Raw genomic sequence first — 13,461 nt, forward strand, 5'->3', positions numbered from 1 at the left:
CGACGTCAGGGGGCGGACGGTTGACCCAGGCTGTGGCACCCCTCTGAGACCGTACGGAGGGGACCAAGGATGACGGAAGCGCCACCCGAACGCCGTCGGGCCGGGATGTCCATCCTGTCGAAGCTGCTCGCCATGCTGCTGGGAGTCAGCCTGCTGTCGGCGCTCGTGGCCGGGATCGTCGGGTACCGCAACGGCAGCGACTCGCTCCGCGCCGCGGCGATCGAGCGGATGATCGAGGTGCGCGAGTCCCGCGCCCGCGAGATCGAGGCGTACATGGACGGCCTGCGGCACACGATCATCCTGGACAGCCGCGGCATCGCGGCGCAGGCGGTCCCCGAGCTGCACGACGCGTTCCGCGAGCTCGACGAGCAGCCCGCGTCGGCGTCCGAGAAGGCGGCCGTGCGCGCGTACTACGAGCAGAGCTTCGTGCCGGAGCTGGAGGCCCGGCAGGGCGGCGAGGCGGACGTCGAGGCGCTGCTGCCGACGTCGGACGCCGCCTGGCACCTCCAGGCGAGCTATACGGCCGCGGACACGGACTGGGACGCCCGGCTGGCCACCGACGACGCGGGCGACGGCAGCGCCTGGTCGGCCGCCCACGCGAAGTACCACGACTTCTTCCGCGAGACCGTGGCGCAGAAGGGGTACGAGGACATCCTGCTGCTCGACGAGGACGGCACCGTCATCTACTCGGCCTACAAGGGGGTGGACCTCGGCACGAACGTGCTCACCGGCCCCCACGCCGGCGGGGCGCTCCAGGACGTGTTCGAGCAGGCCGCCCGCGCGACCAGCGTGGACACCATGGCGATCAGCGACCTGGACCGGTACACGCCGTCCGAGGGGAAGCCGACGCTGTTCGCGGCGTCGCCGGTGGGATCGAACGGCCAGGCGGACGGCGTGCTCGTCTACCAGGTCCCGATGGACGAGGTGGACGGCATCATGACGTCCGACGGTGCCTGGGCGGCCACCGGCCTGGGACGCACCGGCGAGACCTATCTGGTGGGCCCGGACCACCTGATGCGCTCCGTCTCCCGCGGACTGCTCGAGGACCCGGAGGAGTACCGCCGGCAGGTCGTCGCGAACGGAACACCTCGGGAGACCGCCGACCGGCAGGTGGCCGTCACGGGGTCGGTGCTGCTGCAGCCCGTCGAGTCGCGCGCGGTGGACGAGTCGTTGCGGGGCCGCTCCGGGACCGGCGTGAGCACGGACTACCGCGGGCACGAGACGCTCGGCGCCTGGATGCCGCTGGACATCCCGGGGCTGCAGTGGGTGCTCGTCGCGGAGCTGGACACGTCCGAGGCGTTCGAGCCGGTGCGGGACTTCACGCGGAACCTGCTGATCAGCGTCGCCCTCCTGGTCCTGCTCGTGTCGCTCGCCTCGCTGCTCCTGGCCCAGGTGTTCGTGCGGCCGGTGCGGCACCTGGTGGCGGGGGTCAGGGAGGTGGCGGCCGGCAACCTCGACGCGCGGGTCGCGGAGACCAGCCGGGACGAGTTCGGTGAGCTCGCCGGCGCGTTCAACGACATGGCCAGGTCGCTGCAGACCAAGGCGGACCTCCTGGACGAGCAGCAGGCCGAGTACGAGCGACTGCTGCACACCCTCATGCCGGAGGCCGTCGCCCGGCGCTACCAGGACGGCGAGGAGACCATCACGGAGTCGCACACGGACGTGACGGTCGTGTACGCCGAGGTGGTGGGGCTCGACGACCTCACCCGGGGCATGTCGTCGGACGAGGAGCTGGAGACGGTGAACCTCCTGGTCCGCGGGTTCGACGAGGCCGCGGAACGGCTCGGCGTGGAGAAGGTGCGCACCCTGCGCTCGGGGTACCTGGCGAGCTGCGGGCTGGTGGTGCCCCGGGTGGACAGCGCGCGGCGCTCCCTGGAGTTCGTCCGCGAGATGCAGCAGGTCGTCGCAGCGTTCGACGCGCAGCACGACGCCGCCCTGGCGCTGCGCGCCGGGCTGGACACCGGCACGGTGACCAGCGGGCTCGTGGGCCGCCAGAACGTGTACGACCTGTGGGGCGACGCGGTGAACCTGGCGTTCAGCCTGCCGCGGGCCAGCGACCGGCCGGGCGTCTTCGTCTCGGCGGCCGTCCACGACCGGCTGCGCGACCAGTACTCCTTCCGAAAGTCCGGCACCGTGGAGACCGAGTCCGGTCCGGAGCCGGTCTGGGAGCTGGAGGAGGCCCGCCGTGGCTGACCTCACCGCACAGCCCTGGTTCTGGTGGGCGCTCGGCGTCACCGTCGGGCTGCCGGTGGTGCTGCTCGCGCTCACCGAGCTGCACGCGGCCCTCGTGCGCCGGGGCAGCGCGGCCGCCCGGCCCGTCGCGTTCCTGCGCACCTTCGTGGTCCCCGCCGTGGCGCTCCTGCTGCTGGTGACCCAGGCGTCGCAGATCTCGGCCGAGGTCACGTGGGTGCGGGTCATCGCCACCGTGGCGGGCCTGCTGGTGCTCCTCGTGGTGCTCTCCGGCTTCAACGTGGCGCTCTTCAGCAACGCCCGGGAGGGCTCGTGGCGCGCCCGGATCCCCTCGATCTTCGTCGACATCGTCCGCGTCGGGGTCGTGGTCGTGGGTCTCGCGGTGCTCTTCTCGTGGGTCTGGGGCGCCGACGTCGGCGGCCTGTTCACCGCGCTCGGCGTCACCTCGATCGTGCTCGGCCTCGCGCTCCAGAACGCCGCGGGCTCGATCATCTCGGGCCTGCTGCTCCTGTTCGAGCAGCCGTTCCGGATCGGCGACTGGCTGGACACGGGCTCGACCCGCGGCCGGGTCGTCGAGGTCAACTGGCGCGCGGTGCACATCGAGACGGGCGACGGCATCCGCGTGGTGCCGAACGCCTCCCTCGCGGGCGCCGAGTTCACGAACCTGAGCGTGCCGAGCACCGAGCACACCGACAGCCTCACCGTCACGTTCGCCACGACCGACCCGCCCGACCGCGTGCGCACGGTCCTGCTGCGTACGGCCGACCGGCTCCCGGCGCTCGTGCCCGGCGCACGGCCGGCAGTCGCCGTGCTGGGTGCCGGGAGCTACGAGGTGGCGCTGCCGCTGCCCACCGTCACCGCCGTCGGCGCGACGCGCTCCCTGTTCCTCGGGTCGCTCTGGTACGCCGCCCGGCGGGCGGGGCTGCACCTGGACGGCGACGACGGGTGGGGCACCCCGTTGCCGACCGGCGCCGACGCGCTGGGCCGGCTCGCGCCCGTGCTCCGGCTCGACGACGAGCAGGTGGCCGCGTTCGCGGACGCCGTGTTCGTGGAGCGGTTCGGCGACGGCGAGGTGACACAGCTGTCCGGCGCCGTCCCCGACGCGATGGGCGTGCTGCTCGACGGCGCCGGCTACCTCGCGCTGCCCGCTCCGGCCGGCGAGACGCGGTCCGTGCTGGAGCTGGGCACGGGCGACCTCCTGAGCCCGACGGCGCTGACCCGGGAGCCGGCCGCGCTCGTCGCGGTCTCGGTGGGCGAGTCCACGGTGGTGCGGATCCCGGTCGACACCGTGCGGGAGATGGTGCGGCAGCGCCCCGACCTGGCCCGCGACGTCGGCGCCGAGATCGACCGGCGCCGCGAGGCCGCCGGGCTGGGCGCCGAGGCGGCCGGTCCGGCCCGCGCGGGGGCCGGGCGTGCTCAGCCCTCGCCCAGGCCCGTCTCGCGGTAGAAGCCCTCGATGTGCTCGCGCATCAGGCGCTCCGCCCCGGCCGCGTCGTGCCGCGCGACGGCGTCGACGATGCCCTCGTGCTCCGCGCACAGGCGCGCGGCCGTCCGCGGCCAGTCCGCGACCGCCTCCGCCCCGGCCGCCACATAGGAGGCGACGGCGGCGCGCATGCCGCTCAGGATCGCCTCGACGAGCTGGTTGCCGCCCAGCCGCGCGATCCCGAGGTGCAGGTCCTGGTCCCGCTCCAGGAACTCGGCCACGCCGAGCCCGGGTGCGGCCATCGCGGCGAGGTATCCGCGCAGGGGCTCCAGGTCCGCCTCGTCCCAGCGCCCCTCGGCGGCGTCGCGCACGGCCCCGGCCTCCAGCAGCACGCGCGTGCGGACGACGTCGGACACGGGGAGGGTGCCGGAGGCCACGTGCAGGCGTACCGCCGCGCCCAGGCCGGCCGCCGGCCGGTCGATCACCGTGGCGCCCGCCGTGGGGCCGGAGCCGACGGCGGTGCGCACGATGCCCATCGCCTCCAGGATCCGGATGGCCTCGCGCACGGACGGTCGGGACACGCCGAGCTCCTCCGCGAGCGCCCGCTCCGCCGGGAGCCGCTCGCCGATGGACCACTTGCCCGCGGTGAGACCCGCTTCGATCTGGGCCAGGACGCGCTCGTGGGTTCGCACGGCCGCCATGCTACTTCAGTGGTCTGTCCACAGTGGGCTATGGTGTGGACAGACCTCGAAGGAGAGTGCCCATGCGTATCGCCCTGGCCGCCACCTGTATCGCCGACGCGATGTTCCCGCAGGCCCCGAAGGCCGTCGTCACGCTCCTGGAGCGCCTGGGCCACGAGGTCGTGTTCCCGGCCGCGCAGGCGTGCTGCGGCCAGATGCACGTGAACACCGGCTACCTCGCCGAGGCCGTGCCGGTGGTGCGCAACCACGTGCGGACCTTCGCCCCGGTGGCGGACGGCGAGTGGGACGCCGTCGTGGTGCCCTCGGGCTCGTGCACGGGCTCGATCCGGCACCAGCAGAGGATGGTGCTGGAGCGTGCGGGGCTGACCTCCGAGGCGCGGACCGCGACGGCCGTCTCCGAGCGCACCTACGAGCTCTCGGAGCTGCTGGTCGACGTGCTCGGCGTGACCGACGTCGGCGCCTGGTTCCCGCACCGCGTCACCTACCACCCCACGTGCCACTCGCTGCGGATGCTCGGCGTGGGCGACAAGCCCGAGCGCCTCCTGCGCGCCGTGGAGGGGCTGGAGCTCGCACCGCTGGAGCAGGCCGAGGGCTGCTGCGGGTTCGGCGGGACGTTCTCGCTGAAGAACGCGGACACGTCGGCGGCGATGCTCGACGACAAGGTGGCGAACGTGGTGGGGACGGGGGCCGAGGTGCTCACCGCGGGCGACTGGTCGTGCCTGATGCACATCGGCGGCGGCCTCTCGCGCGGCGGCACGGGCGTGCGGCCCATGCACCTGGCCGAGATCCTCGCCTCGACCCGCGAGGCGCCGGTGCACCCCGGCGACCGCCAGGAGGTGGCCCGATGAGCACCTTCCTGGGCATGCCCGCCACGCGCGCCGGCCGTGGTCCCAGCCCGGACGCCGCGCCCGGCACCCTCGGGGGCGTGGGCCGCCCGGAGGACCCGCTGCACTGGGGCGCTTCGTTTCCTGACGCGGCGAAGGCCGCGCTGGCGAACGAGCAGTTGCGCCGCAACCTGGGCAACGCCACCTCCACCATCCGGTCCAAGCGGGCGCGCGTGGTCGGGGAGGTGCCGGACTGGGAGGCCCTGCGCGACGCCGGCTCCGCGATCAAGACCGACGTCATGGCCCGGCTCCCCGAGCTCCTGGAGGAGCTCGAGCGCAACGTGACCGCGCGCGGCGGCGTCGTGCACTGGGCGCGGGATGCGGCAGAGGCCAACCGGATCGTCGCCGACCTGGTGCGCGCCAAGGAGACCGACGAGGTGGTCAAGGTCAAGTCCATGGCCACCCAGGAGATCGGGCTGAACGAGGCGCTGGCGGAGGAGGGCATCGCTGCGGTCGAGACGGACCTGGCGGAGCTGATCGTGCAGCTCGCCGACGACATGCCGTCGCACATCCTGGTGCCCGCGATCCACCGGAACCGCACCGAGATCCGCGACATCTTCCTGGAGCGCATGGCCGACGCCCCGCCGGACCTGACGGACGTGCCGCGCGAGCTCGCGATGGCGGCCCGGGCGCACCTGCGGCGCAAGTTCCTCTCGGCGAAGGTCGCGATCAGCGGCGCCAACTTCGCCGTCGCGGACAGCGGCACGCTCGCCGTGGTGGAGTCCGAGGGCAACGGCCGCATGTGCCTCACGCTGCCCGAGACCCTGATCACCGTGATGGGCATCGAGAAGCTGGTGCCGACGTACCGCGACCTGGAGGTCTTCCTCCAGCTCCTGCCGCGCTCCTCGACGGGCGAGCGGATGAACCCGTACACCTCGATGTGGACCGGCGTGACACCCGGCGACGGGCCGCAGGAGTTCCACCTGGTGCTGCTCGACAACGGCCGCACCAAGGTGCTCGCCGACGAGGCCGGGCGCTCAGCCCTGCACTGCATCCGCTGCTCCGCGTGCCTCAACGTCTGCCCCGTGTACGAGCGGGTGGGCGGGCACGCCTACGGCTCGGTCTACCCCGGCCCGATCGGCGCGATCCTCACCCCGCAGCTCACGGGCGAGAAGTCGGACCTGCCGTACGCCTCCACGCTGTGCGGCGCGTGCTACGAGGTCTGCCCCGTCAAGATCGACATCCCGTCGATCCTGGTGGAGCTGCGGGCGCGCGAGGTCGAGCTCGCCGGCGTCTCGCCCGACGCCTCGGACCGCGTGTGGAAGGCGGCCATGAAGGCGGCGTCCTTCGCGATGGCCGACGGCGCGCGGTTCCGCCGGGCCGCCCGGGTACCGCGGGCGCTGCGGGCGATCTCGCGGCACGGCGTGATCCGGCGGCTGCCGTTCCCCGGCTCGCTGTGGACCCGGTCGCGGGACCTGATGGAGCCGCCGCGGCAGACATTCCGCGACTGGTGGGCCGAGCGAGAGGACGACCGATGAGCGACGCCAGGACCGAGATCCTGTCCCGCATCCGCACGGCGCTGGGCACCTCCACGCCGGAGGCTGGGGCGGTCCCGGCGGCCGTCCCCCGGGAGTATCGGTCCGAGGGCGAGCACGCGCCGGGGTCCGAGGTCGTGCTGGACCTGCTCGTCGACCGGCTGGAGGACTACAAGGCCCACGTGCACCGGGTCGCGGCCGCGGAGCTGCCGGCACTGCTGGGGCGTCTGCTGGCCGAGGTGCCCGCGAGGTCCGTCGTCGTGCCGGCCGGGGCGGAGCTCGGCTGGCTCGGGGCGCTGGACGGCGTCGACGTGCGGAGCGACTCGCGCGACGCGCCGCTGTCCGCGGTCGAGCTGGACGGGATCGACGCCGTGGTGACGGCCGCACGCGTGGCCGTGGCCGAGACCGGCACCATCGTGCTGGACGGCGAGCCCGACCAGGGCCGGCGCGCGATCTCCCTGGTCCCCGACGTGCACGTGTGCGTGGTCCGGACCGACCAGGTCGTGCAGACCGTGCCCGAGGCCGTGCGGCTGCTCGACGCCGACCCCGGCCGGCCCCTGACCTGGATCAGCGGGCCGAGCGCCACGAGCGACATCGAGCTCGACCGGGTCGAGGGCGTACACGGGCCCCGGACGCTGCACGTGGCGCTGGTGTCCTGACGGCGTCGGGCGGCATCGGGCGGCGTGTGCGCCCGGCCCTCAGGGGTGCAGCCGCGCCCCCTTGACCACCTTGTCCACCACGCGCCGCTCGCCGGCCACCGCGATGCCGACCAGGTCGAGCTTCTCTGTGGCGACGCCCGCGACGGCGGCCCGGTTGTCGACGTCGTTGCCCGTGGCGAACAGGTCGGCCGTGTAGACGCCGATGCGCAGCCCGCGGGTCGCGGCACGCTCCCGGAAGGTCGCGAGCCTGCCGCCGTCGGCCACCATGACCATGACCGGGGTGCCGAGCATCGCGAGGTACTCCTGGCCGTCGGCGTCCCGGTAGGTCTCGCCGACCAGCTCGGGGTAGGCCGCGGTCACGGCGCTGGACAGGAAGGCGGTGACGTTGTTCTCCTGCCAGGCGAGCAGGTCGTCCCGCAGCACGATCACGATCTTGGGCTGTTCGAAGGTCATGGTCCCAGCGTGCGGGCGGACGGCGTCGGGAATCTTGTACGTTCTTGATGTGCGCCCGCTCGATCTCCCCGCCGGAACGGCCCCCGATGTGGTGCGCGCCTGGCGGCCCGAGGTGCCCGGCGTCGCCGAGGTGCTGCACGCCGCCTGGCACGAGCACGCCTACCCGGCGCACACCCACGACACCTGGACCGTGCTGATCGTCGACAGCGGCCTCATCGGCTACGGCCTGGACGGTCACGAGCACGCCGCGCGGCGCACCGGGGTGACCGTGCTGCCGCCCGGCGTGGTGCACGACGGGCGGTCCGTGACCGCGACGGGCTTCAGCAAGCGCGTGGTCTACCTGGAGCCCACGGTGCTCGACGGCGCACTGGTCGGCCGGGCGGTCGACGCCCCGCTGGTCCCGGACGACCGGCTTCGCAGGCGGTTCGCCGGCCTCGACCGGGCGCTGACCGTGCGCGAGGACGTCGCCGCCGAGAGCCTGCTCGCGCTGGTCACGGAGGGTCTGGCCTGGCACCTCTCCGGCCGGCCGACGCCGCCGCGCGAGCCGCCCGCCGCCTCCACCGCGCGGCGCGCCCGCGACCTGCTCGACGCCGACCCCGCCCGGCCCGTCCGGCTCGCCGAGGTGGCCGCCGCGCTGGACGTCACCGTGCCGCACCTCGTGCGCGCGTTCACCCGGGAGCTCGGCCTGCCGCCGCACCGGTACCTGGTGGGACGCCGTCTCGACCTGGCCCGACGCCGGCTGCTGGCCGGCGAGCCGGCGGCGTCCGTCGCGGCCGCGACAGGATTCCACGACCAGGCGCACCTGACCCGCCACTTCCGCCGTCTGCTGCGGACCACGCCGGGCCGCTACCAACGGGGCTGACCGCGCGACGTCTCCCCTTTGAGGCCCGGGTATCTCCCCTTTCAGCAGGCCCAAAGCGAAGAAAGTAGGGCCTCAAAAGGGAGGAGCGTCACGCCCGGAACGCCCGCGCCCCGCCGCGAGCCGGCGTCCGGTGCGGGAGAATCGGATCTCGTGACCGACCCCGTGATCGAGCCCGCCCTCTTCGACCTGCCCCCGGGTGCCCGGCGCCCCCGCGCGCGGGTGGTGCTGCTGACCGGGCCGTCGGGCTCGGGCAAGACGTCGCTCACGCAGCGGCTCGGCCTGCCGGTGGTCCAGCTCGACGACTTCTACCTCGACATCGACCACCCCGGTCTGCCGCAGCGGTACGGCAGCGTGGACTGGGACAGCCCGGCGAGCTGGGACGGCAAGGGCGCCCTGGCGGCGCTGCAGGAGCTGGCGACGGAGGGTCGCGCCGAGGTGCCGGTCTACGACATCCCGACGTCGCGCCGCACGGGCATGCGCCGCCTCGACATCGGCGACTCGCCGCTGATCCTCGCCGAGGGGATCTTCGCGGCGCAGCTCGTCGAGGAGTGCCGTGCCGAGGGCCTGCTCGCGGACGCGATCTGCCTGTCGCGGCCGCGCCTGGTCACCTTCTGGTTCCGGTTCCTGCGCGACGTCGCGGAGGCGCGCAAGCCGCTCGGCACGCTGCTGCGCCGGGGCACGTCGCTGCTGCGGTCCGAGCCGGCCATGATCGAGCGGTGGGTCGCACTGGGCTGCCGCGAAACATCACCCGCCCAGGCGGAACGGGACATCAGGAACCTCCTTGTGCAGAAGTCCTCGGATACGTAATCCTCGTGTAACCGAACTGCCATGTAATGCACATCCGTAGGGCTCACTCTGGGCGCAGGAGGTGGTGTCTGTGATCCAGCGCAACGGCTTGCGTGTGCTCTCGCTCTACGAGGGCTTCTTCAGCGGCGGGGCTCGTGTCCTGCACTCGACGGTGGTCGCCGGTCTGCATCAGGGCGGTCGTCAGCAGCATTCCGTGCTGAGCCTGCACCACGAGGTCCGGCGCGAGGCCACCCTCCAGCGGATGGAGGACGACCCCCGCTACCGCGCGCTGCGCGCCGCGGGCGTCCGGATCGGCTCCCTGGGCCGCAGCACCGACGCGAACCACGACCCGCGCGTGTTCAGCGAGGCCGAGCTCCGGGCCGCGGCCCACCAGGCCGAGGGCTCGCACGTCATCCTGTCCCTCAAGGAGCAGCCGCTGCGGCTCGTGAACCAGGACGCGTTCCCGCAGCGCCCCGTCATCGCCTGCCTGCACCGGTCCGACCCGGAGCACCAGGGCGACGCCCTCGGCGACCTGCTGACCGCGGCGGAGCGCGGCCGGCTCGCCGCCGTCGTCTGCTGCGCGGAGTCCACGCGCGACGCGTACCGGGCGGCGGGCGTGCCCGCCGAGCTGCTGCGCGTGGTGCCCAACGGCATCAACCTCGCCCGGTTCCGCCCGGTCCAGGGCGCGCGCCGGCTCGCCCTGCGGGGCGCGGCCGGCATCCCTGCCGACGCGACGGTGGTGGTCTACGCCGCGCGGTACGACGAGATGAAGAACCCCGAGCTGTTCCTCCGGTCGGCCCGGCTGTTCCTCGCGATGGAGCCCACGGGCCGGGTGCTGATGTGCGGTGCCGGCATGAGCGCGGCCAACCCCGACCTCCAGGCCGACCTGGAGCGGATCTTCGGCGACCGGCCGGACCTGCTGGCGCGCCTGGACCTGCTGGGCGTGCGGCACGACATGGAGCTGGTCTACGCGACGGCCGACGTCGTGGCGCTCACCTCGACGTTCGGCGAGGCCGCGCCGCTGTGCCTCATCGAGGGCTCGATGTGCGGTGCCGTGCCGGTCACGACGCCGGTGGGCGACGCGCCGTCGATCGTCGAGCGGATCGGGTTCGTGACGTCGTTCGACCCCGACGAGATCGCCGCGACCTGGATCGAGGCGGCCGCCCGCCGCGAGGAGCTGGAGTCGGCGCGCACCGCCGTCCGGCCCCGGTTCAGCCACGTCCGGATGATCGCCGGGTACTCGAGCATCATCGAGCGCACCCACCGCGACGCCGGCTTACGCATGGCACGGGTCTAGCCCGCTCCGGGCGCCGCCCGGGTCCGGGCAGCGCCGGGCTGACCGGTAGGGCGTCAGGTGATCGGTACCGCGGGGTGCCGATCACCTGACGTTCTGCCCGTCGCGCTCGTCACGCCGCGGCAGGGAGCCAGGTGCGGGCGGCCGTGACCAGGGCCGTGACGCCGTTGCGCAGCGTCGGATCCGGGACCGGGGCGTAGCGCGGCGAGTGGTTGGACGGCACGGTCAGGAGCGCCGGGTCGCTCATGTCGCCGGTCGTGAACAGGCCCGGGTCAGTGCCGCCGAGCAGCCAGTACGACAGGGGCGCGCCCGCGCTCGTCGCCAGGATGCCCACGTCCTCGCTCCCCGCCCCCGCGCCGGGGTCGAGCAGGTTCTCGGGGCCGAGCCACGAGCCGAAGGCGGCGAACGTCCTGGCGAGCGCGGCGTCGTCGTTGACGACGACGGGGAAGCGCTCGATCGGGGTGATCGTGGGCTCCTCGGTCGCGCCGGCGGTGATCGCCTCGCCGCGCACGATGCGCTCGACGGCGTCGAGGATCCGCTGCCGCACCGCCTCGTCGTAGCTGCGGATGTTGAGCTGCAGCTCGGCCTCGCCGGGGATGACGTTGGCGGCGTCGCCGGCGTGGATCGAGCCCACGGTGAGCACCGCGGTGGCCGTGCTCGGGATCTCGCGGGACACCACCGTCTGCAGGCGCAGCACCGTCTCCGCCGCCATCACGATCGGGTCGACCGACGCCTGGGGCATCGAGCCGTGCGCCCCGCGGCCGGCGAGCCGGACCCGGAGCGAGTCGGAGCCCGCGTACGACGCGCCGGGATGCCCCGCGATCTTGCCCGCCGGCAGCGGCGCCACGTGCTGGCCGAGCACGACGGCGGGGGTCGGGAAGCGGTCGTAGAGGCCGTCGTCGACCAGCGCCTGCGCGCCCTGGCCCAGCTCCTCCGCGGGCTGGAACACCACGAGCAGCGTGCCGGCCCAGCTCTCGCGGGCGTGGGCCAGCACGTCGGCCGCGCCCAGGAGGCACGTGGTGTGCAGGTCGTGGCCGCAGGCGTGGTCCACCGGGACCGTCTTCCCGGCCGCGTCCGTCGCCGTCGCGGTGCTGGCGTAGTCCAGGCCGGTCTCCTCCCGGACCGGCAGGGCGTCCATGTCGGCGCGGAGCAGCGCCGTCGGGCCGGACCCGTTCCGCAGGACGCCGACGACGCCGGTCTTGCCGACGCCCGTCGTCACCTCGAACCCGGACGCCGTGAGCCGGTCCGCGACGATCCGCGCGGTGCGATGCTCCTGGAAGCCGAGCTCGGGATGTAGGTGCAGGTCCTGGTACAGGTCCGTGAGCGCCGGGTCGAACGGGACGTCCTGATGTGTGGTCATGGCGGTCCTCCGTCGTCCGTCCCCACGCTAGGCGCGACCCGGATGTCCCGCTCGGCGACCATCGGGGCGCCGGACACGGCAGGATGACCTCATGTCCGACGCCCCCGTCACCCTGAGCCAGGTCGCCCGCGAGGCCGGCGTCTCGCTCGCCACGGCGTCGCGCGCGATCAACGGGAGCGCCACGCGCAGCGTCCGCGAGGACCTGCGCGAGCGCGTCCTGGAGGCCGCGCGCCGCCTCGCCTACTCGCCCGACCCCAGCGCACAGGCCATGGCCCGCGGCCGCACCACGGCGCTCGGGCTCGTGGTGCACGACATCGCCGACCCGTACTTCTCCACGATCGCCGCCGGTGTGGCGCGCGCGGCGGAGCAGGCCGGCCTCATCGTCACGCTCGCGTCCACGGAGCACAGCTCCGAGCGCGAGCTCGCGTTCGTCGAGCTCGCGCGGCGCCAGCGGTCGCGCGCGATCATCCTGGCGGGCGGGCGGTTGGAGCCGGAGGCGGGGCCGACGGCGGAGGGCGGCGTGGCGGCGGACGGCGGCGCTGCGGCGGACGGCGGCGCTGCGGCGGACGGCGGCGCTGCGGCAGCGTCCGCCGCTGCCGGGCCTACCCCGGGCGCACTCGAGGCAGCGCTGAACGCGTTCCAGGAGGCCGGGGGCGGGGTGGCGCTGGTCGGCCAGCCGATCGGCGGCCTGCCCGTGGTCGAGATCGCGAACGCGGACGGCGCGGCCGACCTCGCCCGCGCCCTGCACGGCCACGGCTACCGCCGGTTCGCCGTGCTGGCCGGCCCGGACGGGCACCGCACCGCGGCGGACCGGACGGCCGGATTCACCGGAGCGCTGGCCGAGCTCGGCAGCCCCGTCGCGCCCGACGACGTCCTGGCCTGCCCGTTCACCCGCGACGGCGGTTACTCCGCGATGCGCGACCTGATCGAGCGCACGCGCGGGACCGTCGGCGGAGCGGCGGCGCCGTCCGACACAGCGACATCCGGGACAGCGACGTCCGGCGGTGGCGGCGGGCTGCCCGAGCTCGTCTTCGCCGTCAACGACGTCATGGCGGTGGGCGCGATGGCCGCCGTCCGCGACGCGGGCCTGAGCGTGCCCGGCGACGTCGCCGTGGCCGGGTTCGACGACATCCACACCCTGCGCGACGTGTCCCCCGGGCTGACGACGGTGCGGATCCCGCTGGCCGAGGTCGGCGAGCTGGCGACCGAGCTGGCGCTGGGCCGCGCGGAGCAGACCAGCACCACGGTGCGCGGCGAGGTGGTCCTGCGCGACTCGACGCCGCCCCGGTCGGACGAGCCCTCGGCGTCCCAGGCCTGAGGTCGGCACTCCCCTCACCCGCCGAGAATGAGATCGGCACTCTCCTCACCCGCCGA

Annotated in this window: 12 protein-coding genes; 9 read left to right on the plus strand and 3 right to left on the minus strand. The window is 74.2% G+C overall.

What is annotated here, in order from left to right; genetic code table 11:
* Nucleotides 1-69 precede the first annotated feature (69 nt).
* Together ACFV9Q_RS07995 and ACFV9Q_RS08000 are read left to right on the plus strand one after the other, a co-directional pair.
* Nucleotides 70-2,193 (plus strand): adenylate/guanylate cyclase domain-containing protein, encoded by a 2,124-nt coding sequence (locus tag ACFV9Q_RS07995; protein WP_377233953.1) that lies wholly within the window; start codon nt 70-72, stop codon nt 2,191-2,193.
* Nucleotides 2,186-3,637 carry a mechanosensitive ion channel domain-containing protein gene (locus tag ACFV9Q_RS08000; protein ID WP_377233954.1) on the plus strand — a complete coding sequence of 484 codons (1,452 nt, stop codon included), beginning with the start codon at nt 2,186-2,188 and terminating at the stop codon, nt 3,635-3,637. Before ACFV9Q_RS07995 ends, ACFV9Q_RS08000 begins: the two co-directional genes overlap by 8 nt.
* Here the strand turns inward: ACFV9Q_RS08000 and ACFV9Q_RS08005 are convergent.
* On the minus strand, nt 3,607-4,314 hold the full coding sequence (locus ACFV9Q_RS08005) for a FadR/GntR family transcriptional regulator (protein WP_377233955.1): 708 nt from the start codon (nt 4,312-4,314) through the stop codon (nt 3,607-3,609). The genes ACFV9Q_RS08000 and ACFV9Q_RS08005 overlap by 31 nt on opposite strands.
* A 62-nt stretch (nt 4,315-4,376) precedes the next feature.
* Between ACFV9Q_RS08005 and ACFV9Q_RS08010 the strand changes: the two genes are divergently transcribed.
* From ACFV9Q_RS08010 to ACFV9Q_RS08020, 3 genes are read left to right on the plus strand one after another with little or no spacing between them, the layout of a single operon-like run.
* Nucleotides 4,377-5,162 (plus strand): (Fe-S)-binding protein, encoded by a 786-nt coding sequence (locus tag ACFV9Q_RS08010; RefSeq protein WP_377233956.1) that lies wholly within the window; start codon nt 4,377-4,379, stop codon nt 5,160-5,162.
* On the plus strand, nt 5,159-6,676 hold the full coding sequence (locus tag ACFV9Q_RS08015) for a LutB/LldF family L-lactate oxidation iron-sulfur protein (protein WP_377233957.1): 1,518 nt from the start codon (nt 5,159-5,161) through the stop codon (nt 6,674-6,676). Before ACFV9Q_RS08010 ends, ACFV9Q_RS08015 begins: the two co-directional genes overlap by 4 nt.
* Nucleotides 6,673-7,332, plus strand: a complete 660-nt coding sequence (locus ACFV9Q_RS08020) for a lactate utilization protein C (RefSeq protein ID WP_377233958.1) — start codon at nt 6,673-6,675, stop codon at nt 7,330-7,332. Before ACFV9Q_RS08015 ends, ACFV9Q_RS08020 begins: the two co-directional genes overlap by 4 nt.
* 39 nt (nt 7,333-7,371) lie before the next feature.
* Here ACFV9Q_RS08020 and ACFV9Q_RS08025 read toward each other — a convergent pair whose 3' ends face one another.
* Entirely contained in the window at nt 7,372-7,785 is a 414-nt protein-coding gene (locus ACFV9Q_RS08025) for a DUF2000 family protein (RefSeq protein ID WP_377229981.1), read from the minus strand.
* Nucleotides 7,786-7,834: 49 nt separating this feature from the next.
* Between ACFV9Q_RS08025 and ACFV9Q_RS08030 the strand changes: the two genes are divergently transcribed.
* The 3 genes from ACFV9Q_RS08030 to ACFV9Q_RS08040 all read left to right on the plus strand — a co-directional run bounded on the left by ACFV9Q_RS08030 (nt 7,835) and on the right by ACFV9Q_RS08040 (nt 10,730).
* Nucleotides 7,835-8,647, plus strand: coding sequence for a helix-turn-helix domain-containing protein (locus tag ACFV9Q_RS08030; RefSeq protein WP_377233959.1), 813 nt, complete (start codon nt 7,835-7,837; stop codon nt 8,645-8,647).
* 150 nt (nt 8,648-8,797) lie between these two features.
* Nucleotides 8,798-9,454, plus strand: coding sequence for a uridine kinase (locus tag ACFV9Q_RS08035; RefSeq protein WP_377233960.1), 657 nt, complete (start codon nt 8,798-8,800; stop codon nt 9,452-9,454).
* A 70-nt stretch (nt 9,455-9,524) separates the two neighbouring features.
* Complete coding sequence (locus ACFV9Q_RS08040; protein ID WP_377229978.1) at nt 9,525-10,730, plus strand: glycosyltransferase; 1,206 nt, start codon at nt 9,525-9,527, stop codon at nt 10,728-10,730.
* A gap of 109 nt (nt 10,731-10,839) precedes the next feature.
* Here ACFV9Q_RS08040 and ACFV9Q_RS08045 read toward each other — a convergent pair whose 3' ends face one another.
* Nucleotides 10,840-12,087 (minus strand): amidohydrolase, encoded by a 1,248-nt coding sequence (locus tag ACFV9Q_RS08045; protein WP_377233961.1) that lies wholly within the window; start codon nt 12,085-12,087, stop codon nt 10,840-10,842.
* A 91-nt stretch (nt 12,088-12,178) separates the two neighbouring features.
* Here ACFV9Q_RS08045 and ACFV9Q_RS08050 point away from each other — a divergent pair, with 91 nt between their 5' ends.
* A complete protein-coding gene (locus tag ACFV9Q_RS08050) occupies nt 12,179-13,405 on the plus strand; it encodes a LacI family DNA-binding transcriptional regulator (RefSeq protein WP_377233962.1) in 1,227 nt (408 codons plus the stop codon).
* Nucleotides 13,406-13,461 lie beyond the last annotated feature (56 nt).

Source organism: Promicromonospora sp. NPDC059942, from assembly GCF_042731755.1.
Taxonomy (GTDB): Bacteria; Actinomycetota; Actinomycetes; order Actinomycetales; family Cellulomonadaceae; genus Promicromonospora.

Bases quoted from the DNA above. Each gene is read 5' to 3' on its own strand.
- ACFV9Q_RS07995 (WP_377233953.1), top strand. From the start codon at position 70: ATGACGGAAGCGCCACCCGAACGCCGTCGGGCCGGGATGTCCATCCTG.
- ACFV9Q_RS08045 (WP_377233961.1), bottom strand. From the start codon at position 12,087: ATGACCACACATCAGGACGTCCCGTTCGACCCGGCGCTCACGGACCTG.
- ACFV9Q_RS08025 (WP_377229981.1), bottom strand. From the start codon at position 7,785: ATGACCTTCGAACAGCCCAAGATCGTGATCGTGCTGCGGGACGACCTG.
- ACFV9Q_RS08015 (WP_377233957.1), top strand. From the start codon at position 5,159: ATGAGCACCTTCCTGGGCATGCCCGCCACGCGCGCCGGCCGTGGTCCC.
- ACFV9Q_RS08020 (WP_377233958.1), top strand. From the start codon at position 6,673: ATGAGCGACGCCAGGACCGAGATCCTGTCCCGCATCCGCACGGCGCTG.
- ACFV9Q_RS08010 (WP_377233956.1), top strand. From the start codon at position 4,377: ATGCGTATCGCCCTGGCCGCCACCTGTATCGCCGACGCGATGTTCCCG.
- ACFV9Q_RS08005 (WP_377233955.1), bottom strand. From the start codon at position 4,314: ATGGCGGCCGTGCGAACCCACGAGCGCGTCCTGGCCCAGATCGAAGCG.
- ACFV9Q_RS08050 (WP_377233962.1), top strand. From the start codon at position 12,179: ATGTCCGACGCCCCCGTCACCCTGAGCCAGGTCGCCCGCGAGGCCGGC.